The organism is Litoribacter ruber (genome assembly GCF_018449405.1).
GTDB classification, from domain to species: Bacteria; Bacteroidota; Bacteroidia; order Cytophagales; family Cyclobacteriaceae; genus Litoribacter; species Litoribacter ruber.
In genome coordinates this window covers 147,106-170,399 of record NZ_JAHCMY010000006.1, presented here as the reverse complement: position 1 = coordinate 170,399, position 23,294 = coordinate 147,106, and the positions used below count along the sequence as shown (strand labels likewise).

Here is a 23,294-nt window from a genome sequence, read left to right as displayed (position 1 = left end):
GCAGGATCACTGGAAAACCTGTAGTAAGGCATTTTTTCGGTCTTCATAATCATAATGTGTCTTGATCCTGAGCGGGGCCAAAATTCTTAGGGTAATTAAATCAGCCTGGTTGGCATCCTGTAAAATCCTCACCAGTGCTGCGGAGTCCTTTTTTTCTAGAATAAAGCCGGTATCACCGATAATTTCCGGAATGGCTCCCACGGCTGAGCCAATAGGAATACACCCACAAAGCATAGCCTCCGCCAAAGCGTTTGGAAAGCCTTCAGACATGGAAAGTTGCAAATAAAAGCGGTGTTGGTTAAAAAGGTTGCGTATCTCTTTTTGAGAAAGTTTTCCCAGTACCTTTATATTGGTGAGGTGGGTAGAATAATTTTCATCACCTACCAAGGTAAATTGGGCATCTGGAAAACGGGCTGCCATTTCCTCGATCAGATCAATCCCTTTGATCATCGCACGGTTGCTTTTGGAGATGCCGGTGGCTACCGTAATGTAAGTTTGGGCTTTCCGCTCTAAGCCCAGATCTTTCCAAAATTCCCCCGAAAAACCATTATGAATAACCTGAATGGGGGTTTTGAGCCCTGGAACCAAGTTTTTCAATCCTTGAGCCTCAGGTATCAGCGCAGAATAGCGGTAATCCTGCTTGACCAGCGCCTGGGCTACAGGCAAAATCTTCGTGCAGTTTCTGAAACTGTATTCGGTAAACTGTCTCAAAATATTCTTTCGGTAATTTCCATAGTTGATCGCAGGCATGTTCATGGCATCCGTGCCTCCACATTGTATAAAAACCTTTTTTTTGAAAAGCTTTCCGAAAATGACGGGAAGGTAGCTGTGGTAGCCGGCAAAAAAGCACAGATAATGAGTGGTCTTGGGTAAATAAAACAACAGCTGAAAAGCCTGTAGAATAAAGTAAAAGGGGAGTTTTACAGGACTGTCAGTGAATTTTAATGGCTTGATGGAAAAGTGGGGCTCAATCATTTCCACATCCCTTTCGGTAAATGCGGTCCTGACCGGATAGGTGTAAATGATCATTCTTTATGCTCAGCAGAAATTCAAAATAGCAAAACCATTACCGCCAGCAAAGATAGAATTAGCATCACGATGAAAGACCAGATAAACATGGACGTCTGCGCAATTTCCTGCCTGCGGTCATTTTGCCAATCTTTCAATTCCTCATATACCTCCATGGTCCCCGAAAAAACACGGGAGTCTTTTTGGTAGGCTTGATCCTTATAGGGCGTTCTGATCTGGCGCAGTTTGCGGTTGTCGTCAAACTGATCTTTACCCTGCTTGGCAAATCCGGCTCCTCCTGTCATAAAAAATTAATTAAGTCCGTTTCTGATTTTAATGCTTAACCGCTCTCTGAAAACCGACCACTTGTTTCGCAAAGTGGCTTTCTCCAGAGGTTTATGAGACCGTAGTACAAAATACTGATAGTCATTTTCTTCGTAGAAAATACTATAGGTTTCCATCTTTTCCAAATAAAAACCGTTGGCACTGATATTTTTAATCAATTCCCCTGTGTCCAAGGGCTGATCGATTACCTGAAGTTTTTCAGGTTCGTTATGCATCATCCATTCCAAAAAGCGTGGAGCGGGGATATTGATAAAAATCACCGAATCCTTATGGCTGTGCCGCTTGACCGTTTCAAATAATTTGAAATGCTGATCTACCGGGATGTGTTCCAAAACATCCGGAAAGACGAAAAAGTCATAAAGCTCATCTTTGGCAAAGTCCTTCATGTCAGAAACTTCAAAGGTGAGGTTCTCACAGACTTCCCACAGTTTTTTGGCCTTTTCGATGCTTTCAGGACTGATGTCCACTGCTAGCACCTTTCCTTTATTGACCTTTCTGGCAATCAATTGGCTGACTGTACCGATGCCGCAACCCACCTCAAGTACCTTGTGGTCATTCTTTAGCCCGGCAGACACCAACTTGTCCAAAATATGCAGGTGCCGGGAATTGACCCCCCGCTTTTCCTGTTCGGTGACAAACTGATCGTAATAGCTAACTATTTTATCCTTCTCTACCATGAGAAACCATTGGTTTTATTGTCAAAAATAATCCAAACCCTAGCAGTACTAAGATCAATATCTGGAAAATGATCATCAGGGGCTTGGCGGAATAATAGGAGCTAGGCTCAAATGAAAACCTCACTTCATACGTCCCTTCCGGCAAATCCAATGCTCTTAGCAAGTAATTGGCCCTTAAAATATCCACTTCCTGCCCATCTACAAACGCCCTCCAGCCTTCAGGATAATAGATCTCCGAAAATAAAGCCAGCCCAGACTGGTTTGCGCTTACATTGTAAACCAACTCCCTAGGTGAATAATTAACAAGCTCTATAGAACCAGAACCCGCATTAAGAGTGCCAAACTCTTGTGAGTTTAGCGTTGCAGTATTGCCAAGTTCGGAATTTTGCAGCACGCCTATCTCATCGACGTTAGAGGTCACCGGATATACGGCTTCAGGAAACCAAGCGGCACCTTTGGCGTTGTCGTTTCTAAATACTTGATTTTCTGATGCTCCAAAGTAAAAATATTTGGCATTCAGCATGTTTAAGGCGTTAAGGGTTTCAAAATTGAAATTCCCTTCTTGGGCCTGCTGAATAAAGCCTTGCATTTCATAGGACAACACCTCATCAATAAGGTCTTGATACCTGCGCATTTTGGCACCGTGATAACCGCCTATACTGTTGAACCTATAGCTAGTTCTGGCTTCGTTGAAAGGGTTTTCCAGGTTGAGGACCCTGTAATAGCCTTCATCAGCCATGATTCTATTGTCGGCAGGGGTAGCCTGAAAGTACTCCGCACTGGGATCGTTTACAAAACTGTCGTTTTCCAAGTATCTTTTATTGATAAACCAGATGTCTGCCAAAATCAAAAGGGCTATTCCAGCTGTAGCATACACGGCCTGGATCTTATATTTTAAAAACGCAAAAACCAACCCGGCTGCAAGTGCGATAAAGATAAAGCTACGCCAAGCATCCTTGCTCAACAGGGCTCGCCGGTCTTCGCGGATGGCCGAAATTAGCCAGTCAGGAAGGTATTGATCAGATGGAGAGCGGAAATCAAAGACGCCTGGAATCAAGGCCAAAATCAAAGCAATTCCACCCGTAACCCCAAACGCGAAAAGCAGCTTTGGCATTACCTGCGGGTGCGTGCGGTTGTTCATGTAGGACTCCAATCCCATGGCGCCCATTACCGGGATGGCAAATAGGGCCATTGATAGCGCCATGGTGACAGCCCTAAATTTGTTATAGCCCGGGAAATAATCAAACATCGCATAATTGAACCAAGCCATGTTTTTACCCCAAGCCAGCATAAAGGATAATATGGTGATGACAAGAAAGATGTATTTGAACCTTCTTGGCCCCCAAACCATGCCCATTACAAACATGAAAATTAAAATAGCTCCACCGTAGATGGGCCCGCCTGTACCCGGCTGTTCTCCCCAGTAGGTTGGCGCATTCCTTATAAAATCACGGATCTGACCCGTCTGTGCACCCTGTCTTCTCAAGGCTTCCTCCGAAGCCGAGCCCTCGCCAAGGTCTTCCCTGCTGCCTCCTCCGTAGAAATTTGGCACCAAAAAGGTCATGGTTTCAAGTATTCCCTGAGACCAGTTGAAGGCGTAATCCTTGCCCAGACCTGAGTCGGGGGAATCAGTAGTTTCCAAGGTTGCTTTTCCCCGGATGGAGTAGTCCCCGTATTCGTAGGTAGTGGCTAGCCTGCCGGCATTGGCCATGACGGCAAACACTGCCCCGACCACCAAGAAAGCCATGATTTTGCCAAGTGCGGGCAATTGATTGGTTTTGACAAAAGAAATGATCTGACCCAGCCCGTAAATCAATACGATTAAAAGTGTGTAATACGTGATTTGAAGGTGGTTGAACTTTAACTGAAGCATAAGTGCCAGTGCAAAAATGCCCGTACCAAGTATCAAGCGCCTGCTAAAAGCCATATGGATACCGGCCAAAATTAATGGTATAAGACAGATTGCCCATATCTTGGCATTGTGGCCCGCTTCAAGGCTTATAATATGAAAGGTGTTGAATGCGAAAGCCCAAGCACCACCCATGCTGATCGTGGGCCTGATGCTAAAGCTTAGTAGGAGAATATACATCCCGATCATGCCCATAAAAAGGGAATTGATGGGGTGGGGTAGGCCCAAAGTTAAAATTTTGGTGATAGCGTTGGTAATGTCGCCCGGAAATTCGGTGCTGATCAGATAGGCCGGCATGCCCCCAAACATGCGGTTGGTCCACAAGGCGTCCTCCCCGGTAGCCTCTCTATATTCCAGCACCTCTTTGGCAGAACCTTCCCACTGCAGGATGTCATTTTGAAACATCATTTTGCCATCAAAAACAATGGGGGAAAAATATACTACGACGATAAGGTAAAAAGAAATGATGCCCAGCAGGTGGGGCAACACTTTATGTTTGAAATCAATCTGCATGCAAGCTTGGTTTTAAGGCTTTTGGCTTAATAAGCATGCAAATTAATCATTTCAGGCTATTTTTAATAGGGATGCCCAGGAAAGTGGCCTTGAAAGGAAAGGTACAAATACCAAAAAAGCGCAGAAATCAAATCTCTGCGCTTTTTTGAATTAGGCTTTTACATTCCTTTTATTCATTTCATCCACCAGTTGGCGGTTAAGTTTTCTTTCTCTTTCGAGGGTATTTTTGCGGTGCTGCTCAAACTCTTCTTTCGTTTCATCAAGTGTCTTGAGCGTCTCAGCGGTTACTCTATGGCTTTTGTTGAATTTGTAAAGGAAGAATAAAAGTGCCATACCAAGGACAGCTACAATGCCCCACATCAGGTTATTGTAGTTGGATTTGTGTATAGGCATGCCCAAAAAGGCAAAGTTGTCCTTCGCTTCAATGGCTGCATTTTTTTCGGCCTCGGCCTTCTCCATTTTTTGCTCTAGGCTGGCAATATGTGTTTTTTGTGAAGCCAGCTCTTTTTGCACATCTACAATCTGTACTTTGTAGAAATCAAGGGAGTCGGTAATGTTTTTCTGGATCTTGTCAAGGTTGGTTTTTTTGACCACCTTATACTCCTGATAATTGTTGGAGATTGAGTTAAGGTATTCAAATTGGCTGGAGATGGTCCCGCTGTTGAGGCTACCTTCCTGTTCAGACTCCTGGGCTACGGCCACAGTCGCCATCATGCAACAAGCTAGGGTGAGGCGGTTAAATTTTTTCATGCTCAATATTTTGGTGTGTTTTTTCTAAAGGACTTATTAAGTTCTAACACGAGTTTAAGCCATTTATTGCTTAATTAAAAAAAAAGAAAGGGAAAAATTGAGCGTTATGTTGAGGACTAAAGTTTTGTATGATTTAACCGTGAAAATTGTGATTTTTTTCTCTACAGTTGATGGGTTGAAAAAAGTCAAGCATATACAGAAAAGCTCCATTCCTGTAAAAGAGAAAAGTTTTCCGCACCTTGACCGGTAGTCAGAGGTCCAGAAAACTTTTCTGAAATAAATTTTATTTTTTTGCTTCTAAATATAACTGTCAGTTAGCTACATTGTCCGAGTAGCCACCAAAGAAGTGCAAAGATGATAAGAGTACTGAGGCATCCCCCGCCAAGCTTGCTGGCGCCCCATCCGGCTAGTAGTCCTTTAAATAAATTACCCATAGGTTAAATGTGTTTTAGTGGTTATAATAAAAGTTTCAAGAAAAACATTCTTTATGATAAGAGTCCTTTGCGGGGTTTTGTTTAAATAAATGTAAAAAAAAACACCTGACCTTGGGACACTTTTGGTATTTATCCCGTATAGTGGACATAATCTTCAGGACTTTCCGCGAAATGTCTTTTGGAGGGTGTTAAATTTTTGGTTTGTTCGATGTATTCTCACTTTATTTTTTGAGGCCACCCTTGGGGTGGCCTTTTTCTATGCCTATCTTTGTCCAGAAAAATTGGCCTTTTATGGCCCTCAATGAATATATATTTTTATTTTTGCAGTAAATAGACGAAATCAGCATGTTTGATAATCTCAGTTATAAATTAGATAAAGCTTTTAAGACCCTCAAGGGGACCGGTACCATCACCGAAATCAACGTGGCCACCACCGTAAAGGAAATCAGACGGGCGTTGATCGATGCGGATGTTAACTATAAAGTAGCCAAGGAAGTAACTGACTCTATCAAGGAGAAAGCCTTAGGTCGTGATGTATTGATTTCCGTATCTCCGGGACAGCTTTTGGTGAAGATCACCCAAGAAGAGCTGACTGAGCTGATGGGAGGATCCAAAGAGGATATCAGCCTCAAAGGTGACCCAGCCGTGGTATTGATCTCAGGTCTACAAGGTTCCGGTAAAACGACTTTTTCCGGTAAACTTGCCACACATTTAAAGAAGCAGGGGCGCCAGGTGTTATTGGTGGCTTGTGATATCTACCGACCTGCCGCCATCGACCAGCTGAAGGTGCTAGGTGAGCAGATCGGGGTAGAAGTATATGCAGAGCCAGAAAACAAAAATGCCCTTGAAATTGCCGAAAGGGCAATCGCCTATGCCAAGAAATCAGGTAAAAAGACGGTAATCGTCGATACCGCCGGTCGTTTGGCAGTGGATGAGCAGATGATGAATGAGATTTCCGAGCTTAAGGAAAAACTCAATCCGTCTGAGACGCTATTTGTGGTCGACTCCATGACCGGTCAGGATGCTGTCAATACTGCAAAGACTTTTGATGAGCGCTTGAATTTTGACGGGGTAGTGTTGACCAAGTTGGATGGTGATACCCGTGGTGGTGCGGCCATCTCAATCCGACACGTTGTCAACAAGCCTATCAAATTCATCTCCACAGGGGAGAAAATGGAAAACCTTGATGTTTTCTATCCTGACAGGATGGCCCAAAGGATTTTGGGTATGGGTGACGTTATTTCCCTTGTGGAAAGAGCCCAGCAGACTTTTGACGAGGATGAAGCCAAAAGGATCAACGCCAAGATCAGGAAAAACCAGTTCAACTTCGATGATTTCCTTTCTCAGTTGGAGCAAATCAAGAAGATGGGTAACCTGAAAGACCTGATGGGCATGATCCCAGGAATGGGCAAGGCGATCAAAGGGCTTGATATAGATGATGAGTCATTCAAGCCAATTGAAGCTATCATCAGAAGTATGACACCTGCTGAAAGAAACCAGCCAGAATTGATTGACGGTAGCAGAAGAAAAAGAATAGCGGACGGTAGTGGCCGGAGCATTCAAGAAGTCAACAACCTGATGAAGCAGTTTGGCGACATGAGGAAAATGATGAAGCAAATGAATAAAATGGGTGGTGCACAAAATGCACTAAAAGCCCTAAACCCAAAGATGGGTAAAAGATAAAATAAAAAAGGCCAATCCTGCGATTGGCCTTTTTTTGTAATTTATGGTGTTGGTATTTCTTCAGCGTTTTCTTCCGGATCGTAGTCGATGTCAAAATTGATGTCAGCTTCATCTACTTCCATCAGTTCTACAGCTTCCTCTTCAGTAACGGCTCCACGCTCCACCAATTCGGCAATGATATCCATTTGTTGCTCGTAGGGGGCCAGGTCTTTGTGCAGCTGGTTAAATTGTTCGATTAATTCCTTGTCCGAGTACTCGGCGTACCTTTCCTTTCTGGCCTGTTTGATTTTATTTTTTTGTTCCACCAAAAGGGTTTCTTTTCTTTCGGCCAATCGGGTATTGTAGCGCTCCAAAAACTCATCTGCCGCCTCCGTGCCGTAGAAAGGAGTTTCTTCATAAGTGACAGTCTCCTGTTCGCCGTCAGGATGAGTGACAGTGTAAGTGTCTTGGTCTTCCACCATATATTCATCACCCGTTTCGGTGTCTACAATTCTGTCGTTTTCATAGGTAAACCTTTCTTCTTCAGACTGGTTTTGCGCACAGGAAAATAAAATGGCGGTGGTCAATAAACTTAATAGTATCTTTTTCATGTGTAGTTCTTTATTTGGTTAATATATGGTTTTATCGTTTTTTTCCTGCCAAAGGTTGAAGGCTTTCGCAGAGTTTTCCATGGTGATTTTATACATGGGAATACTTCGTTGGGCGGGATCGACTTCTAGTTGCTCATATATAAAGGCATCATCAAAACCCGCTTGAGCCGCGTCAAATTTGTCATTGGCAAAGAAAACCCGATCTGGCCTGGCCCAATAAATTGCCCCAAGGCACATGGGGCAGGGCTCACAGGAGGTGTATATGTCACAGCCGCTAAGCTGGAAATTTTCCAAATGCTGGCAGGCATTACGGATGGCTACCACCTCTGCATGGGCAGTGGGGTCTGTGGTGGAGGTCACACTGTTGCTTCCCTCTCCGATGATCTGGCCATCTTTGACAACCACGCAGCCGAATGGCCCACCTTTGCCGGACTCCATGCCTTCTTGAGCTAGGTCCAGCGCTCTTTGCATAAAATGCTTCTGTTCTGTTGACAAACTCATACTTCTATTCTTACCTATATATACCCACGAAAATATAAAATAGTTTTGGCAGGGGCTTATTTGAAATGATCTGAATAAGCTTTTTCCGCTGCATTATAGCCACACATTCCATGCACCCCGCCTCCTGGAGGAGTAGAGGAAGAGCAGATATATACCCGTTTGTCAGGGGTGTTGTAGGGAGTAAAGCTTGCCACCGGTCTGGTGAACAGCTGGCTGATATCCTGTAAGCCGCCGTTGATGTCCCCACCGACCAAGTTGGGGTTCCAAGCTTCCATTTGTGAGGTGGTCTGGGTATGCCTGGCCAAAATAAGATCCTTAAATCCCGGTGCGGCTTTCTCAATCTGCGCCTCTATAAAGGGTGTCATATCTGTCTCATCCCCATTGGGTACATGGCAATAGGCCCATGCGGTATGCTTTCCTTTTGGTGCCCTAGAAGAGTCGAAGATGGTATGCTGGGCCAATAACACATAAGGATCGGGAGTCACATAGCCCTTGCCACTTCTTCTTGCACTGTTTTCGATTTCCTTGGTGGAGTACCCAAAATGTATGGTCCCCGCTTTCCTACACTCTTCACTCAAAAAAGGAATAGGCTCACTCAAGGCCCAGTCAATTTTGAACACACCTTTTCCATATTTATAATTTTCAAGTCTTTTTCTATAGCCTTCACCAAAATTGGTACCCTTGATATTGAGCAACTGTTTTGGGGTCAGGTCAAATAAATAGGCTTCAGCCCGCGGAAGTTCGTTGATGTCCTGGATGGGACTGTCCCTAAATACTATACCCCCCATGGATCTGTAATAGGCTGCCAGGCTCTCGGCAATATTTTTCGCTCCACCTCTCGGGAAAGGCCAGCCATACTTATGTGCCACCCCGTGAAGGACTAATCCAAATGAGGCAGAAGCCAGTTTTGTCAAGGGCAAGGTAGAATGGGCTGCTGCACCGTAGAAAAAAGCCCTGGTTTTTTCTTCTTTGAAAAACAGGTTAGAAAATGTGGTGACCGGCAAAAGAGCGCTCATGCCAAACCGGCCCATCTTGATCGGGTGATTGGGGAGCTTCATGGGGCTAAGGATGTCACCCTCCAAATCTGCCCAGTTTTCCGTCAGCCAGTTCATCATTTCAAAGTAGGTATGCTGATCCCTGCCCAGTTGTCGGGCAGTTTGGTCAATATCCTGATAGGCTGCTATGCCGGATCCATCGGCAAAAGGATGCGCAAAGGGAATATCGGGATAAACCCACTCCAGCCCGTACTCATCCAAAGGTAACGTTTTGAAAAAAGGAGAAGCCATTCCAAGCGGATGGATGGCTGAACCCAGGTCATGGATATATCCCGGTAGGGTAAGCTCACCTGATCTACAGGCGCCACCCACCTCGGAAGCCTGCTCATAGATAGCTGTTGAAAGTCCTTTTTGTTGCAGGTAGATCGCTGCGGCCAGTCCATTGGGGCCGCTTCCTACTACTATTGCATCAAGATGTTTGCTCATGCTCAAAGGTTTGTCAAAAGGTTCGTTCAAAAATAGTACAGGAATTCTCAAATCCCCTTAAATCGAACATTCGAAAGGTATGATTGTTTGAAAAGTAAAAAGGCATGATGGTTTTTAAGGACATTGACAAGGAACTGACTACAGATGTATTAATCATAGGGGCCGGAGCGGCGGGAATCAGAACCGCTATCGCCCTGAAAGAAGCCGGGGTGGATTGCATGCTGGTCTCAAAGAGGGAGTTTGGGGATGCACATACCAAAATGGCCGCAGGTGGGATCAATGCTTCCTTGGGTAATCTGGACCCTGAGGACCGCTGGGAGATTCATGCGGCTGATACGCTCAAGGAGGGACATTTTGTCAATGATCCAAAAGCCGTCGAACTGGTTTGCAAAAATGCCCCCGATGCCATCAGGGAACTGGCGGAATGGGGCTGCCCCTTTAACACTAATGAAGATGGGAAAATCAATCAACGCTTTTTTGGAGCACAGTCCTACCGCCGTACCTGCTTTGTAGGTGACCATACCGGAAAGGCTATCTTAGACACCCTGGTCCAAAAAGCCAAAGATATGGGGATCGAGTGTCTGGATGGAAAATATGTATTTGAGTTGTTGAAAAACAAGGATAGGGTGGTTGGTGCCTTGGTTTTAGATAAAAAGGAAAAACAACTTCTCAGAATTAAAAGCCATTACACCGTAATAGCCGCCGCGGGGTATGCTTCCATCTATAGCAGGTCTTCTTCTAGGAAAAATGAAAACCTCGGCGACGCAATGAGGCTTGCCCTTCGAGCCGGTGCCCAGCTAAAAGATATGGAAATGGTGCAGTTTCACCCCACAGGCATGGTAAAGCCGGAGGAATTTGAAGGGAAGCTGGTCACAGAGGCCGTAAGGGGGGAGGGCGGCCATTTGCTCAATGCGGATAAAAAAAGGTTCATGGAGGATTATTCTCCTGAAATGATGGAATTAGATGCCAGAGATGAAGTGGCCCGTGCGATTGCAAGGGAAATTGCCAAAGGGCGGGGCACAAAAGATAAAGGAGTGTACCTGGATATATCCCACAAGGAGGAGGGGTTTATCAAAAAGAAACTTCCCGATATGTATGAAAGATTTGAATCCCTCGGGATCAATATTTCAGAAAAAGCCATGGAGGTAGCCCCTACAAGCCATTATTCCATGGGAGGGCTGCTGGTGGATTTCGAAAACGGCTTTACCGGGGTTCAGGGCCTGTATGCAGTAGGGGAGGCGGCTTGCGGATTGCACGGTGCTAACAGGCTCGGTGGCAATTCCCTTATTGAAACCGTGGTCTTGGGGAAACTTACGGGTGAGGAGTTATGCAGAAAGATCAAAGGTGAGGATAATGGGGAAAAGATAAGTATCCCTGAACTGGAACAATCCTTTTCACCAAAGCACTACCCATGGCAGGCTCAGCCAAATCAGGTCCTTGTGAAAATTAAAAACTTGATGTGGGACCATGCCGGGATCATCAGAAATGAAAAAGGCTTGAAGGAAGGGCTGCAGCAACTTAAAGCTATAGAAGAGGAAATAGTTGCCGGTTCCGTTTCAGTGGAGGGGCTCGACTTTGAAAATGTGTGGGCCAATATGGATCTTTTTACCGTGCTGGAGGTGTCGAAACTCGTCCTTAAGGCGGCCTTGGAACGAAAAGAGTCAAGAGGAGCGCATTACCGGGAAGACTTTCCGGACAAGGATGAAAACTGGGAGGCCAACCTCGTTTGGAACCTGGATCAGGATGGCCAGCTCAAATTCGAAAAGCTTAAAGTTCCAGCCATTTCACCCGGTGTCCAAAGGGCTTTGGACGAAGGCCATTCCCTTAATTACCATCAGCTGGAGTAAACTCCATTCTATTTTTAGAAAAGCTACAATATCAGGTTTCCATACACCAGTCTAAAACCAATGTTAGACCAGTATTAAACCAGTGTAAAAACAATCTGGTATTGGTTTAATGTTGGTGTAAAATAGGTTGAATAAAGATATATAACTTACTTAATGTTTTGTGATCAGTGGTTAATGTATAAATTTTATTCGGATTTGACATCGCCTTGTAATGGGTTGTAAATTGATGGAGGACAAAAAAAAAAGGCCGATCAGATGATCGGCCTTTTAAGTGCTTATTTGTAGCAGACTTTTTTGACTGCGTCGATTGTTCTCTTGACATTTGGAATGGTAGCTTCGATGTATTGAGGAGCGTAACTCAATGGAATATCCATACTGTTAACTCTCAAAACTGGGGCATCTAAGTAGTCGAAAGCGTTTTTCTGAATGTTGAAGGCCAGGTCAGTGGCAAGTGAAGCGATTGGATTGGCTTCCTCTACGATCACGCATCTGTTGGTTTTTTTTACAGATTCCACGATGGTGGCATAATCGATGGGTCTTACCGTTCTTAAGTCGATCACTTCGGCATCGATGTTGTCCTTGGCCAGTTCCTCAGCAGCTTCCAAAGCAACTTTCATCATCTTGCCAAAAGAAACGATGGTCACATCTTTACCTTTTTTCTTCACATCGGCTACACCAATTGGAAGCAAGTATTCTCCCTCTGGAACCTCGCCTTTGTCACCATACATCAGTTCAGACTCCATGAAAATCACTGGATCGTTGTCACGGATGGAGGCTTTCAAAAGGCCTTTCGCATCATAAGGATTGGATGGAACGACTACTTTCAAACCTGGAGTGTTGGCAAACCAGTTTTCAAAGTTTGAGGAGTGCTGAGCGCCCAATTGCCCGGCGTTACCGGTTGGTCCTCTGAATACAATAGGACAGCTGTACTGTCCGGCTGACATGGAATAGATCTTAGCGGCAGAGTTGATAATTTGATCAATTGCCACCAAAGAAAAGTTGAAGGTCATGAATTCAATGATGGGACGCAGACCGTTCATGGCGGCACCCACGCCCAAACCTGCGAAACCAAGTTCAGCAATTGGGGTGTCATACATCCTTTCCGGACCGAATTCGTCCAACATACCTTGGGTCACTTTATATGCCCCGTTGTATTCAGCTACCTCCTCGCCCATGACAAACACATTTTTGTCACGTCTCATTTCTTCGGACATAGCCTCTCTTAATGCTTCTCTAAATTGTATTTCTCTCATGTAACAGCCAAAATTTATGGGCGTAAAAATAGAAAGTTAATCGGCAATTCACAAGATAATTTCAAATTCCATGGCCTTTTCAAGGCCGATCAGGCAAAGGTTACGGTTTTGATGTTGACAAACTCCTTGATACCCAATTCCGCCAGTTCCCTGCCATACCCCGAGCGCTTGATGCCCCCAAATGGGAGGTATGGGCTCGATGCCACCAGCCCGTTGACAAATACAGCCCCGCTTTCTATCTGAGCAGCAAGGGTATCCGCCTTGTCCATGTCCGAAGTCCAAAGGGAGGAGCCCAGGCCGTAAGGGGAGTCATTGGCAATCTTGATAGCCTCCTCCTCGGAGTTGACCTCAAATATGGTGGCTACGGGGCCAAACATCTCTTCACTATATGCCGGCATTTCGGGAGTTATCTCGGAAATGATATACGGCCTGAAAAGAGCGCTTCCTTCCTCGGGCCTGCCGCCATCCAAAATCACCTTGGCGCCCATTTCAATACTTTTGTTTACCTGCTCGTAGAGCTCGGCAGCCAAGTCCGGCCTGGCCATGCAGCAAAAATCCGCGCTTTCATCAAATTGCTCACCCTGCTTTAGGTTTTCAATCTCTTTTTTGAAGATTTCCACAAAAGAATCATAAATATCGGTATGCACGATGAATCTTTTGGCTGCTATACAGCTTTGCCCAAAGTTAATCATACGCGCCTTGGCGGCAGTTTTGGCTGCTTTCTCCACGTCGGCATCTGCCAAAACGATGAAGGGATCACTGCCCCCGAGCTCAAGTACGGTCTTTTTCAACACCTCTCCGGCCTGTGAGGCAATTATTTCCCCTGCTTTTTCGCTACCCGTCAAGGTGGCCGCCTTTACATGGGGGTGGTGGAGAATGGACTTGACTTTGTCCGAAGAGATCAACAAGCTCTGAAAGCAACCTTCGGGAAACCCTGCCTCCTGGAAAATTTCCTCAATGGCCAAGGCACACTGGGGTACGTTGGAGGCATGTTTGAGCAATCCTGTGTTTCCCGCCATGAGATTGGGGGCCGCAAAGCGAAAAACCTGCCAGAAGGGGAAATTCCAAGGCATTACGGCTAGTATCACACCTAAGGGGTTATACTTGAGTTTGGCTTTCTTATCATCGGGAAGCTCGAGCGGGGTGTCTGCTAGAAAGCCCTCGGCCTTTTCAGCATAGTATCGGCAAACCCAGGCGCATTTTTCAATTTCGGCTACCGCCTCCTTCATCATTTTTCCCATTTCCAGTGAAATGAGTTTGGCATAATGATCCTTTTTGCTTTCCAAAATATCGGCAGCTTTATTCATTAAAGATGACTTTTCGGAAAATGGAGTTTTTCTCCATTCCAAATAGGTATCATGGGCTCGTGTTATGGCCTCATTTATTTGTAGCTCGCTATGGGGGTTGTAGAGTTTTAAGGTTTCGCCGGTATAGGGGTTGATGGATTTCATAGGGTTATGTTTGTGGATGAATTATCTTCTTGCCCTGCTGGTGCCACTGTTTGATGCCGCCCTGCAGCACAAATACTTTCTTGAAGCCCATTGAGCTCATGAGCCTGGCGGTGTGGATGGTTTTGTCAGCAGAGCTACAATAAATATAATAAGAAAGGTCTTTACGAAGGTAAGCCAGCTGCTCCTCGAAGTGCTGGTCATGGTAATCTATAAAAATGGCATCCTTCAAATGCCCGTTTTTTATTTCTTCTGGAGTGCGGATATCGATAAGGATGGCATCGGGATGCTTGGAATAGCCGATTTCAAATTCATCAGGGCTAAGGATTTTTTCCTGGCTCATGAATGAGCTGTGACAGCTGCCCAAGGCCAGCGTTAGCGCTAAAATAAAAGTTCCGAGCCAAGTTTTCATGGTTAAACAGTAAGAGGGTGAGCATTTTGCAGTTCAGGTCAGGGCTATCAGTATCAAAGCATAAATAATTCCAACTATTCCCATCAGCGTATTCCACGGCGGCATATTTCGCAATAATTGTAAAATATATTGTCCGCTATCTTTATAACTTGCGGGGAAACCAATTTTGTTTGAAAATGGGAAAATTAATAGGATTGATATCGGATTCGCACAGCTATATAGATGAGGCGGTATTGAGGCACTTGGAGGATGTGGATGAAATATGGCATGCTGGAGATATTGGGGAGTTAAACGTGATTGAACAGCTGCCCAAGGGGAAGCAGTTGCGGGTAGTCACGGGAAACATTGACGACAGTTCTGCTCAGGCGGAATTTCCTGAAGAGCAACTTTTTGAGGTAGAAGGGGTGAGGGTGTTGATGATCCACATCGGGGGCAAACCTCCCCGCTACGCAAAAGGAATCAAGAGCCGGATCAAGCAAACCGCTCCCAAGCTGTTTGTTTGCGGGCATTCGCATATTCTCAAAGTAGAGTTTGACCAGGCGTCAAACGTCCTTTATATGAATCCCGGCGCCATTGGCATCCAGGGATTTCACCAGGTAAGGACACTTTTGAAGTTTGAGCTTGCCGAGGGGCAGATCAAAAACCTGCGGGTGGTAGAACTTGGGAAAAGGGCCCAAGCCAGAATGAAGCAATAAAAAAGGCGACACCGTCGGTATCGCCTTCTTTATATGTCTTTTCACAAATAAATCTTATTTGTTGAAATCTTTTTTCAATTCTTCAATATCAACATTCTTGATTACTGGCTTAGCATTCAATTGTTTGATCTTGATAACTCTCGTGTTTTGAGATTGTCTCTTTCTTTTCAGTTTTCTTTTTAAAGTAGTAACAGCCATATCGATATCTGTTTATGAGTTTTCAAATTTGAGGTGCAAAGATAAGAATATCTATCAAACTATGAACGGATATTCCTAAATAAATCAGCGGATTTGCTCCAGGCTTTGTGAAAAAAGCGCCAATCCACATGGATTTAGGCCCTTTGATGGCAATCCTTGGCTAGAGAAAAACAAATATTCTGCTTCAATTTATATAACTTTGTCCAAAATATCAGACAAATGAGCATTCAAAAACCGACTTTGCCAAAAGGAACCCGTGATTTTGGACCACAGGTAATGGCCAAAAGGAACTATATACTGGATACGATCAAATCTACCTTCAAACTTTTTGGGTTTCAGCAACTCGAAACGCCGAGCATGGAAAACCTTTCCGTGCTGACGGGCAAATATGGGGATGAGGGCGACCAGCTCTTATATAAAATACTCAACAGCGGGGATTTTTTAAAGAAGGTTACTGCCGAAAAATTATCAAAAGGATCGAATGCGGTATTGCCATTAGTGGCCGAAAAAGGGTTAAGATATGATCTGACGGTGCCATTTGCACGCTACGTGGTGATGAATAGAAATGACATCACATTTCCCTTCAAAAGATTCCAGATCCAGCCGGTATGGAGGGCCGACCGTCCGCAAAGAGGGCGCTACAGGGAGTTTTACCAGTGTGATGCCGACGTGGTAGGCACGGACAGCTTGGTGTGCGAAGCTGAGATCATCCTGATGATCAAAAGGGTGTTCAGTGAGCTAAAGCTCAACGATTATAGCATCAAAATCAACAACAGAAAAATTCTTACAGGTATATCGGAAGTGATAGGGGAGCCGGGACGCGAAAGTGATCTTTGTGTTTCTATTGATAAACTGGATAAGATTGGCTGGGAAAAAGTGCGGGAAGAATTGGAGCAAAAAGGCTTTTCAGAGGCTTCCATTGAGAAACTGGGGCCTATCATCGATATGGGGTCCAAAGATAAATTTGAGTTTTTGCAGATCTTTCTTGCGAGTAGTGAGGTTGGGCTTCAGGGCTTGAATGAACTGAGGGAAGTTTTTGACCTTTTAGGAAGCTTCAAGGAGGACGAGGAGTTTGTGGATTTTGATGTGGTTTTAGCCCGGGGACTTTCTTATTATACCGGGGCAATTTTTGAGGTCAAGGTTAATAACGTTTCCATTGGATCAGTAAGCGGTGGTGGCCGATATGACAACCTTACCGGAGTTTTTGGGCTGGAAGGTGTTTCGGGCGTTGGTTTTTCATTTGGAGTGGATAGGCTTTATGATGTTTTGGAGGAGCTGGAGCTATTCCCTGAGGAAAGCCTTAAGTCAACGACCTTGATGGTTGCCCACTTTGGAGAAGATGCGCTGAGCCACGGTTTGAATGTGTTGACAGAGGCAAGAAAATTGGGAATCAGTGCTGAAATTTTCCCTGATGACGCAAAGATGAAGAAGCAATTTAACTATGCCGATAAAAAGAATATTCCTTTTGTGATCATAATCGGCTCGGAGGAGATCAAAAGCGGTGAAGTGACTCTTAAAAACATGGAATCGGGAGAGCAAAGGCAGATGGGGCTTCAAGAGGCCTTGAAGCAGATTAAGCAGTCGGTCTGAAACTACATGGTTGTCCGTTAGGTTGCCAGCAGCCTTCCTGTACTTTTAGGGACGGAAGACCGAAGACCGAGGACCGAATAAGTAAAAGCAAACAAGAAAAAAGCCCTTTTCGAAACTGAAAAGGGCTTTTTCTTTATTGCCTTACTGTATTTTTCAGTTTACTTCTACGATGGAGTTGATGGGGATGTGTATTCCTCCTTTAAGGGTCACAAATTGGTCACCTACCGACCATACGGTAGTGTCCACACAATAGGTGTTTTCCTCCCGGTCTTCAAAAATGATGTTGACCTTGCTTTGAAGGAGATTTCCCAGTGTCAGCGCCCTTTGAAGGTCGGCTGCACGGAATTTTTTTGCCTCCGGGCTATCCAATACCTCCCTGCGGCTGAATCGTAAATCTCTGATGTGCTCCTTATCAATTTTCGTGATGGTTTTCATTGTTAAAAGAATTTTTGAGTTCTACTTCTAATACGTATATAAGTCGATTTTATTGTAAAAAGTTCGAAGAAAGATATATTATCTTTTAATATTTGTAAAAAAAGCATAAAATATTGTAAATAGGTGTTATTTCCTTTGGTAGGAAAATTGTGTGTATTAAAACCTGATGTAAAAACAATTATCTTTGTAAAAAAAGCAGATAGGATATGTTCGACTTTATGAATATCATGAATAAGGTGAAAGAGGCCCAGGCGAAAATGAAGGAAACGCAGGCCCAATTGGTCAACGTGACCGCTGAAGGGGAGTCAGGGGCCGGTATGGTCAAGGTAACCGTCAACGGACACCGTCAAGTCATTGACATGACCATGGATGAATCACTGATAAATCCCCAGGATAAGGATATGCTCAAGGATTTGATCGTGGCTGCCACCAACAAGGCCTTTGAAGCTATCGATGTGAAGATCAAAGAAGAGATGAAAAACGCCACTCAAGGCATGATGCCAAATATTCCAGGTATGGATTTCGGCAATATGTTTTAATGGAGGCGGCAATCGTCATATTAAATTATAATGGGAAGGAAATGCTTGAACGCTTCCTTCCCAATGTTTTAAATTATTCATTTTTCCCGGTAATCATCGCCGATAATGCCTCTAGCGATGATTCGGTTGATTTTTTAAAAAAATCCTACCCAGAGTTAAGGGTTTTGAATATCGGTCAAAACCTAGGCTATGCAGGTGGATACAATAAGGCCTTGGATCAGCTGAAAGGCCAATTTGACTACTTTATATTATTGAATTCCGATGTGGAGGTTAGCCCAAATTGGGATACCATTCTTGTTGATTTCTTAAAACAGCATCCTGACACCGCCGCTGTGCAACCAAAGATTTTGTCCCTTCAAAATGAAGGATACTTCGATTATGCAGGGGCCTGTGGGGGATTTTTGGATAGCTTGGGATATCCCTATTGCAGGGGTAGGATTTTAAATACCATCGAAAAGGATGAGGGACAGTATGATCAATCAATAGAGGTAGATTGGGCTTCGGGAGCATGTTTGGGGGTCAGAGCAGAGTTTTTTGAGGAACTTGGAGGTTTTAGAGCTGAATTTTTTGCCCATATGGAGGAGATAGATTTTTGTTGGAGGCTGCGAAAAAGAGGGAGAAAATTATACTGTGTCCCCGAAAGTAAGGTTTTTCACTTGGGAGGCGGCACACTGAGCAAGGCGAATTCTTACAAAACCTACCTAAACTTTCGAAACAGTATTTTAATGCTTTACCTGAACTTGGAGATGCGGGGTTTTAGAGAGGTGTTTTGGAAGAGATTGCCCCTGGACATGGCTGCAGGGATGCATTTGTTGCTTAGCCAAGGGCCAGCCCACTCCAAAGCGGTCTTTAATGCATACAGTGATTTTTTCAAAATGCGCCGTAGAATGTCTAAAGACAGCCTTTTGGCACCAAAATTGGTAAAAGGATGTTCGGATAGAAGTGTCCTTTCGATAATCTTGACATATTATTTTCAAGGAAAAAAGAAGTTTAGCCAATTGAGATCAGTCAAATAGCACAGGGTTGTTCATCTTGCGGAAGTATTTCCGCACTTTCATCATCATGGCCATGGTAACATAAAAAATTACCGGGGAACCCAGTGTGATAAAGGAAGAATAGATAAAAAACAGCCTGATACTGTCTATGGGGAAATTCAACCTTTCACCCAATTTGGAGCAAACCCCAAAAGCCCGATCCTCAAAGAATATCTTGATTTTTTCCATGATAATAATGGTCTTGTTATAATAAATCAATTTGATTTTATCGGGAATATAATAAATAATCGAATAAACCAACAACAATGTTTATGAAAAAGGCAACTTTTTTGACAGTAATGGGTGGGGCAATAGCCTTATCCGCCTGTACAAACGTGCAGTCCGTCATCAAACGTTCCGCTGATCAACAGGTGGAAGTCAACCCTAATCCCCTGGTGCTTGAAGGCGATTCTGTCAAATTTGATATGGAAGCCCAGCTTCCTCCCAAAATGCTCAACAAGAATTTCAAGTACACCCTGCAGCCGGAATTCCAATATCAGGGCAAAATCCAGCCGATTTCCGACAACCTGGAATTTGACGGTGCTGCGATAAATACCAAACAGCAGAATACCCAGCAGCAGACCTTTGCATTCCCTTACAAAGAAGGGATGGAAGCTGGCTCGCTCAAAGTTGCTGGCCGTGCCACCCACAAAAAGAAAGGCGGGTCGGCGTCCACTGAAGCCATCAAGGTTGCAGACGGAATCATCACCACTTCACGACTGGCCAGAATCGGCCAGGTGACCGAAGAGGAGGGGATACCAAATCTTGGCTTATACATGGGCCATGACTATGAAGCCTCGGACGAACTGGAGCCAACTGAAGTGGAGTTTTTCTTCCAGCAAGGTAGTGCAAACCTGCGGTCTAGCGAAGTTGAGTCGGATAGAGGAAGATATTTGAAAGCCTTCATTGCTGATAACAACGTAACCAAAACCGTAACCATTACCGGAACCCACTCCCCGGAGGGGTCAGAAAGGGTAAACAGAAATCTTTCCAAAAACCGCGCGGAGGCTATTGAGCGTATGTACAGAAGGGAAATGGAGAGGTTTGACTACCGCGATGAATCAAAAGATGTACAGTTTATCATCAAGCCAGTGGTGGATGACTGGTCTGATTTCAAAGTGTTGTTGGAAGATTATGATGGCTTGAATGAGAGTCAGAAAGAAGAATATTACGAGGTGATCGATGGATCGGGGGATTTTGACAGCAAGGAAAGACAAATGCGTCAGCTACCCACTTATAAAACGGTTTTCAATGACCTTTACCCTAAAATGAGAATTGCCAAAACTGAGATTCTAACTACCAAGGACAAAAGATCAGAGGCGGAGATTTCTTTGCTGGGTTCACGAATAGCTAGGGGAGATGTGCAGGCGGATACGCTTTCAGAAGCTGAACTTGCCTATGCAGCAGAAATCAGTCCTAGTTATGGCGCCAAGGAAAGCCTGTATAAAGCCCAAGTGGAGGTCTATGGTACTCCAATGGCCCACAACAATCTTGGGGTGGTCTATTTGAATATGGCCAACAGAACGGCTTCAAAATCCGAGAAAGATGAGTACCTGAGAAAAGCGGTGAGGGAATTTGAAACGGCAAATGCTGAGGAGGAAAATGCCTATGCCATGCACAACCTTGGACAGGCCCATTTGATGCTGGGTGATTATCAGACAGCGTATAAATACATGTCAGATGCTTCTACCAAGGATCAAAGTGAAGAGTTTACCCATGTAAACGACGCAACCCGAGGCGCTGTGGACATCATCAATGGGGATTACAAACTGGCAACCATTCGGTTGAACAATGCTCCTGAAAATGAAACCAACCTATTCAACAAAGGACTAGCTTACCTTTTGGCGGAAGATTACAGAAACGCTACTAATGCTTTTGAAGAAAGTGTCATGGTAAATAGGGATTTTGGTTACGGATTTTACGGACTAGCCATCGTGGCGGCCAGAAGCGGCAACCAGGATGTGATGTACGAAAACTTGAAAAAGGCTGCGGAGAGAAGCAGCGAGCTAAAAAGAAGAGCGGCTACCGATCCGGAATTCAGAGCATACAAAGAGGAGTCAGCATTCAGAGATGCCATCAGATAAACAAAACAACTAAACCAAACAATGCAAGCCGACAGTCCCCTGGATTGTCGGTTTTTTTTATTCGGTCTTCCGTCTCCGGTCTTTTTAAGAATCTTCCGAGTTTAAAGATTTTTCAGTAAGGTGATTTTGAAATTTATTAGATTATATCTATATTAAATGTTCAACTTAAAAGAAATACGAAATGGTAAAAAGTTATCAAGGAGTTCGAGTAGTTGAGGATAAGAAAAAATCCCTTCAGCCTATTTATGTAAAAGATTACATGACCACTAATCTGATCACCTTCAATCCGGAAGACGGCATCGACAAGGTGGTGGATATTTTGACTTCCAAAAGGATTTCAGGTGGTCCCGTGGTGGACAATTCCGGTAAATTGGTGGGAATGATCTCCGAAGGGGACTGCCTTAAGCAGATCATCAAGGGGAAATACTCCAACACCCCCGACCTTGGCGGGAAAGTGTCGGAACACATGTCCACGGAAGTGCTGACCATGGGGCCTGACTTGAGCATTTTCGACGCCGCTCAGAAGTTCCTTACCCTCAAAGTGAGAAGGTGCCCCGTGATGAAGGAGGGCAACCTGGTAGGACAGATCAGTATCAGCGATATCATCAAGGCTGTGCAGGACCTCAAATCTACTACCTGGTAATGGCCTCAAAGGGATGGGCTCAAATATATCCTACCAATTTATATACTAATAGGCCAGCCCATTCCTTAAACATTTTTTGCCAGATCATCAGCGCATCAGGTGCGGGCTGGAAGAGGGACTTGAAGTTTGCCCCGCTGTCTGAACCATAATAATCCACCGGGTAAGTTTCTGTTTGTAACCCCACTTTATCAAAGCATTTCTTGGACCTTGGCATGTGAAAAGCCGAGGTGATCAACAGGTAAGTTTCATTTTCATCGAAACCTTTTCCTATGAGTGTTTCCCTGGCAAAAAGGGCATTTTCCCGAGTATTGACTGCCTGATTTTCGATAATTACATCCTCCATTGGCACCCCCGCGGTGTACATAAAGTTAGCCAATAGATCTGCTTCCCGATTGGTATTGGCATTATAGAAACCCTCGCCTCCAGTGATTAGGATTTTGTTGATCTTACCTTCTTTATAAAGCTGCATGGCGTGGGTAGCCCTATCGGCTCCTCGGTCGAAAAAGGTGCGGTCAGATGCGGTTTTATTGATGTTGGTAACTCCCGTCAACACTATTCCCACCTCGTAGGTTGGTAATGTTGCAATTTCCTTAAACTGGGGTTCCCAAGCATTCATCAGTTTATTGGCCAAAAAGCGGTTGCTCATCAAGAGAAGGAGAATCAGGGAGGCCCAAAGTAGCTTTCTGCCTATCGGTTTTTTGACCATAATCAAACCCGAAATGAAAAGGATGAGAATAATGGTGAGGGGAAGAATCAGGAAGCTGAAGATCTGGGATAAAAAGTAAACCATGGGATTGTTTTTTGTGCAAAAATAGAAAATTATCCCATGTTTGAAATATTCCAAAGGAAGGACCCGGGAGTGACTTTTGTTTAATCTTATTGAATAAAATTCATTTTGCTGTTTTATAGATATTTACATTTGCTTTTTGTAAATTTAAGTCAAAATGAAAGCGCTATGGATGAATTCGATTTGCCGCCATTTATTTGGATGGGATGGAAAGTAGCCGGAGGGATTATCCTGATATTTTTTGTCATTGCCTTGGTAATGATTCTCAACAACAAAGCCCTGCCTACCCGCGAAAAAATGCTTTGGATGTGGGGTTCTTTTTTACTTCCTATATTGGGACCCTTGCTCTATATTGTTTTGGGCAGGTATGGAAAATGAGATTTTGTGACATTCCATGTCCCTAGCTCAGCCAACTCTCGTGATTGGGTGAGAAATTAA

The 23,294-nt window shown here is 44.4% G+C and carries 23 protein-coding genes; 9 read left to right on the top strand and 14 right to left on the bottom strand.

Annotation, left to right across the window (positions count from 1 at the left end):
• Nucleotides 1-6: 6 nt before the first annotated feature.
• The 5 genes from KI659_RS12335 to KI659_RS12315 all read right to left on the bottom strand — a co-directional run bounded on the left by KI659_RS12335 (nucleotide 7) and on the right by KI659_RS12315 (nucleotide 5,202).
• Nucleotides 7-1,029: a glycosyltransferase family 4 protein gene (locus KI659_RS12335; RefSeq protein ID WP_213945660.1), complete on the bottom strand. Its 1,023-nt coding sequence runs from the start codon at nucleotides 1,027-1,029 to the stop codon at nucleotides 7-9.
• Nucleotides 1,030-1,049: 20 nt separating this feature from the next.
• Entirely contained in the window at nucleotides 1,050-1,313 is a 264-nt protein-coding gene (locus KI659_RS12330) for a hypothetical protein (protein WP_213945659.1), read from the bottom strand.
• A gap of 6 nt (nucleotides 1,314-1,319) precedes the next feature.
• Nucleotides 1,320-2,030, bottom strand: a complete 711-nt coding sequence (locus tag KI659_RS12325; RefSeq protein ID WP_213945658.1) for an SAM-dependent methyltransferase — start codon at nucleotides 2,028-2,030, stop codon at nucleotides 1,320-1,322.
• Nucleotides 2,014-4,452, bottom strand: a complete 2,439-nt coding sequence (locus KI659_RS12320) for a YfhO family protein (RefSeq protein WP_213945657.1) — start codon at nucleotides 4,450-4,452, stop codon at nucleotides 2,014-2,016. Before KI659_RS12320 ends, KI659_RS12325 begins: the two co-directional genes overlap by 17 nt.
• Before the next feature lie 150 nt (nucleotides 4,453-4,602).
• Complete coding sequence (locus tag KI659_RS12315; protein WP_213945656.1) at nucleotides 4,603-5,202, bottom strand: hypothetical protein; 600 nt, start codon at nucleotides 5,200-5,202, stop codon at nucleotides 4,603-4,605.
• 779 nt (nucleotides 5,203-5,981) lie between these two features.
• On the opposite strand from KI659_RS12315, the gene ffh reads away from it, so the two are divergent.
• Nucleotides 5,982-7,319, top strand: coding sequence for a signal recognition particle protein (gene ffh, locus KI659_RS12310; protein ID WP_213945655.1), 1,338 nt, complete (start codon nucleotides 5,982-5,984; stop codon nucleotides 7,317-7,319).
• A gap of 41 nt (nucleotides 7,320-7,360) precedes the next feature.
• Here the strand turns inward: ffh and KI659_RS12305 are convergent, their stop codons facing one another.
• The 3 genes from KI659_RS12305 to KI659_RS12295 are packed head-to-tail and all read right to left on the bottom strand — an operon-like array spanning nucleotide 7,361 to nucleotide 9,891.
• The gene (locus KI659_RS12305; RefSeq protein ID WP_213945654.1) at nucleotides 7,361-7,909 is read right to left on the bottom strand and encodes a hypothetical protein; all 549 of its coding nucleotides are present in this window, start codon (nucleotides 7,907-7,909) and stop codon (nucleotides 7,361-7,363) included.
• Nucleotides 7,910-7,927: 18 nt separating this feature from the next.
• The gene (locus tag KI659_RS12300; protein WP_246535392.1) at nucleotides 7,928-8,410 is read right to left on the bottom strand and encodes a nucleoside deaminase; all 483 of its coding nucleotides are present in this window, start codon (nucleotides 8,408-8,410) and stop codon (nucleotides 7,928-7,930) included.
• Between the two features lie 56 nt (nucleotides 8,411-8,466).
• Nucleotides 8,467-9,891 carry a phytoene desaturase family protein gene (locus tag KI659_RS12295; RefSeq protein WP_213945652.1) on the bottom strand — a complete coding sequence of 475 codons (1,425 nt, stop codon included), beginning with the start codon at nucleotides 9,889-9,891 and terminating at the stop codon, nucleotides 8,467-8,469.
• A gap of 104 nt (nucleotides 9,892-9,995) precedes the next feature.
• Between KI659_RS12295 and KI659_RS12290 the strand changes: the two genes are divergently transcribed.
• Entirely contained in the window at nucleotides 9,996-11,738 is a 1,743-nt protein-coding gene (locus KI659_RS12290) for an L-aspartate oxidase (protein ID WP_213945651.1), read from the top strand.
• A 275-nt stretch (nucleotides 11,739-12,013) separates the two neighbouring features.
• Here KI659_RS12290 and KI659_RS12285 read toward each other — a convergent pair whose 3' ends face one another.
• The 3 genes from KI659_RS12285 to KI659_RS12275 form a co-directional block, all read right to left on the bottom strand.
• A complete protein-coding gene (locus tag KI659_RS12285; protein WP_213945650.1) occupies nucleotides 12,014-12,991 on the bottom strand; it encodes a pyruvate dehydrogenase complex E1 component subunit beta in 978 nt (325 codons plus the stop codon).
• Between the two features lie 89 nt (nucleotides 12,992-13,080).
• Entirely contained in the window at nucleotides 13,081-14,442 is a 1,362-nt protein-coding gene (locus tag KI659_RS12280) for an NAD-dependent succinate-semialdehyde dehydrogenase (protein ID WP_213945649.1), read from the bottom strand.
• A 4-nt stretch (nucleotides 14,443-14,446) separates the two neighbouring features.
• On the bottom strand, nucleotides 14,447-14,851 hold the full coding sequence (locus KI659_RS12275; protein ID WP_213945647.1) for a rhodanese-like domain-containing protein: 405 nt from the start codon (nucleotides 14,849-14,851) through the stop codon (nucleotides 14,447-14,449).
• Between the two features lie 176 nt (nucleotides 14,852-15,027).
• Here KI659_RS12275 and KI659_RS12270 point away from each other — a divergent pair, with 176 nt between their 5' ends.
• Both KI659_RS12270 and hisS read left to right on the top strand, forming a co-directional pair.
• Nucleotides 15,028-15,546: a metallophosphoesterase family protein gene (locus tag KI659_RS12270; protein ID WP_213945645.1), complete on the top strand. Its 519-nt coding sequence runs from the start codon at nucleotides 15,028-15,030 to the stop codon at nucleotides 15,544-15,546.
• A gap of 417 nt (nucleotides 15,547-15,963) precedes the next feature.
• The gene (gene hisS, locus KI659_RS12265) at nucleotides 15,964-17,334 is read left to right on the top strand and encodes a histidine--tRNA ligase (RefSeq protein WP_213945644.1); all 1,371 of its coding nucleotides are present in this window, start codon (nucleotides 15,964-15,966) and stop codon (nucleotides 17,332-17,334) included.
• 153 nt (nucleotides 17,335-17,487) lie between these two features.
• Here hisS and KI659_RS12260 read toward each other — a convergent pair whose 3' ends face one another.
• Nucleotides 17,488-17,769, bottom strand: coding sequence for a hypothetical protein (locus KI659_RS12260; RefSeq protein WP_213945643.1), 282 nt, complete (start codon nucleotides 17,767-17,769; stop codon nucleotides 17,488-17,490).
• A 206-nt stretch (nucleotides 17,770-17,975) separates the two neighbouring features.
• Here KI659_RS12260 and KI659_RS12255 point away from each other — a divergent pair, with 206 nt between their 5' ends.
• Both KI659_RS12255 and KI659_RS12250 read left to right on the top strand, forming a co-directional pair.
• A complete protein-coding gene (locus KI659_RS12255) occupies nucleotides 17,976-18,308 on the top strand; it encodes a YbaB/EbfC family nucleoid-associated protein (RefSeq protein WP_213945642.1) in 333 nt (110 codons plus the stop codon).
• On the top strand, nucleotides 18,308-19,324 hold the full coding sequence (locus tag KI659_RS12250; protein WP_213945641.1) for a glycosyltransferase family 2 protein: 1,017 nt from the start codon (nucleotides 18,308-18,310) through the stop codon (nucleotides 19,322-19,324). Before KI659_RS12255 ends, KI659_RS12250 begins: the two co-directional genes overlap by 1 nt.
• On the opposite strand, the gene KI659_RS12245 is transcribed toward KI659_RS12250, so the two are convergent.
• Nucleotides 19,313-19,531 (bottom strand): PspC domain-containing protein, encoded by a 219-nt coding sequence (locus KI659_RS12245; protein ID WP_213945640.1) that lies wholly within the window; start codon nucleotides 19,529-19,531, stop codon nucleotides 19,313-19,315. The two genes, KI659_RS12250 and KI659_RS12245, sit on opposite strands and share 12 nt — an antisense overlap.
• A gap of 83 nt (nucleotides 19,532-19,614) precedes the next feature.
• Here KI659_RS12245 and KI659_RS12230 point away from each other — a divergent pair, with 83 nt between their 5' ends.
• The gene (locus KI659_RS12230) at nucleotides 19,615-21,426 is read left to right on the top strand and encodes a TPR end-of-group domain-containing protein (protein WP_246535390.1); all 1,812 of its coding nucleotides are present in this window, start codon (nucleotides 19,615-19,617) and stop codon (nucleotides 21,424-21,426) included.
• A 181-nt stretch (nucleotides 21,427-21,607) separates the two neighbouring features.
• Nucleotides 21,608-22,069, top strand: a complete 462-nt coding sequence (locus tag KI659_RS12225; protein WP_213945636.1) for a CBS domain-containing protein — start codon at nucleotides 21,608-21,610, stop codon at nucleotides 22,067-22,069.
• Nucleotides 22,070-22,088: 19 nt separating this feature from the next.
• Here KI659_RS12225 and KI659_RS12220 read toward each other — a convergent pair whose 3' ends face one another.
• A complete protein-coding gene (locus tag KI659_RS12220; RefSeq protein WP_213945635.1) occupies nucleotides 22,089-22,859 on the bottom strand; it encodes a YdcF family protein in 771 nt (256 codons plus the stop codon).
• A 165-nt stretch (nucleotides 22,860-23,024) separates the two neighbouring features.
• Between KI659_RS12220 and KI659_RS12215 the strand changes: the two genes are divergently transcribed.
• Nucleotides 23,025-23,234, top strand: a complete 210-nt coding sequence (locus KI659_RS12215) for a PLDc N-terminal domain-containing protein (protein ID WP_213945634.1) — start codon at nucleotides 23,025-23,027, stop codon at nucleotides 23,232-23,234.
• The last annotated feature ends 60 nt before the right edge of the window (nucleotides 23,235-23,294 follow it).

Excerpts from the sequence above, each read along its gene's own strand:
- KI659_RS12295 (WP_213945652.1), bottom strand. The coding sequence starts at position 9,891 with ATGAGCAAACATCTTGATGCAATAGTAGTAGGAAGCGGCCCCAATGGA.
- KI659_RS12255 (WP_213945642.1), top strand. The coding sequence starts at position 17,976 with ATGTTCGACTTTATGAATATCATGAATAAGGTGAAAGAGGCCCAGGCG.
- KI659_RS12300 (WP_246535392.1), bottom strand. The coding sequence starts at position 8,410 with ATGAGTTTGTCAACAGAACAGAAGCATTTTATGCAAAGAGCGCTGGAC.
- KI659_RS12220 (WP_213945635.1), bottom strand. The coding sequence starts at position 22,859 with ATGGTTTACTTTTTATCCCAGATCTTCAGCTTCCTGATTCTTCCCCTC.
- ffh (WP_213945655.1), top strand. The coding sequence starts at position 5,982 with ATGTTTGATAATCTCAGTTATAAATTAGATAAAGCTTTTAAGACCCTC.
- KI659_RS12270 (WP_213945645.1), top strand. The coding sequence starts at position 15,028 with ATGGGAAAATTAATAGGATTGATATCGGATTCGCACAGCTATATAGAT.
- KI659_RS12290 (WP_213945651.1), top strand. The coding sequence starts at position 9,996 with ATGATGGTTTTTAAGGACATTGACAAGGAACTGACTACAGATGTATTA.
- KI659_RS12260 (WP_213945643.1), bottom strand. The coding sequence starts at position 17,769 with ATGAAAACCATCACGAAAATTGATAAGGAGCACATCAGAGATTTACGA.
- KI659_RS12330 (WP_213945659.1), bottom strand. The coding sequence starts at position 1,313 with ATGACAGGAGGAGCCGGATTTGCCAAGCAGGGTAAAGATCAGTTTGAC.
- hisS (WP_213945644.1), top strand. The coding sequence starts at position 15,964 with ATGAGCATTCAAAAACCGACTTTGCCAAAAGGAACCCGTGATTTTGGA.
- KI659_RS12250 (WP_213945641.1), top strand. The coding sequence starts at position 18,308 with ATGGAGGCGGCAATCGTCATATTAAATTATAATGGGAAGGAAATGCTT.
- KI659_RS12280 (WP_213945649.1), bottom strand. The coding sequence starts at position 14,442 with ATGAAATCCATCAACCCCTATACCGGCGAAACCTTAAAACTCTACAAC.
- KI659_RS12315 (WP_213945656.1), bottom strand. The coding sequence starts at position 5,202 with ATGAAAAAATTTAACCGCCTCACCCTAGCTTGTTGCATGATGGCGACT.
- KI659_RS12230 (WP_246535390.1), top strand. The coding sequence starts at position 19,615 with ATGAAAAAGGCAACTTTTTTGACAGTAATGGGTGGGGCAATAGCCTTA.
- KI659_RS12225 (WP_213945636.1), top strand. The coding sequence starts at position 21,608 with ATGGTAAAAAGTTATCAAGGAGTTCGAGTAGTTGAGGATAAGAAAAAA.
- KI659_RS12305 (WP_213945654.1), bottom strand. The coding sequence starts at position 7,909 with ATGAAAAAGATACTATTAAGTTTATTGACCACCGCCATTTTATTTTCC.
- KI659_RS12325 (WP_213945658.1), bottom strand. The coding sequence starts at position 2,030 with ATGGTAGAGAAGGATAAAATAGTTAGCTATTACGATCAGTTTGTCACC.
- KI659_RS12335 (WP_213945660.1), bottom strand. The coding sequence starts at position 1,029 with ATGATCATTTACACCTATCCGGTCAGGACCGCATTTACCGAAAGGGAT.
- KI659_RS12245 (WP_213945640.1), bottom strand. The coding sequence starts at position 19,531 with ATGGAAAAAATCAAGATATTCTTTGAGGATCGGGCTTTTGGGGTTTGC.
- KI659_RS12320 (WP_213945657.1), bottom strand. The coding sequence starts at position 4,452 with ATGCAGATTGATTTCAAACATAAAGTGTTGCCCCACCTGCTGGGCATC.
- KI659_RS12275 (WP_213945647.1), bottom strand. The coding sequence starts at position 14,851 with ATGAAAACTTGGCTCGGAACTTTTATTTTAGCGCTAACGCTGGCCTTG.
- KI659_RS12215 (WP_213945634.1), top strand. The coding sequence starts at position 23,025 with ATGGATGAATTCGATTTGCCGCCATTTATTTGGATGGGATGGAAAGTA.
- KI659_RS12285 (WP_213945650.1), bottom strand. The coding sequence starts at position 12,991 with ATGAGAGAAATACAATTTAGAGAAGCATTAAGAGAGGCTATGTCCGAA.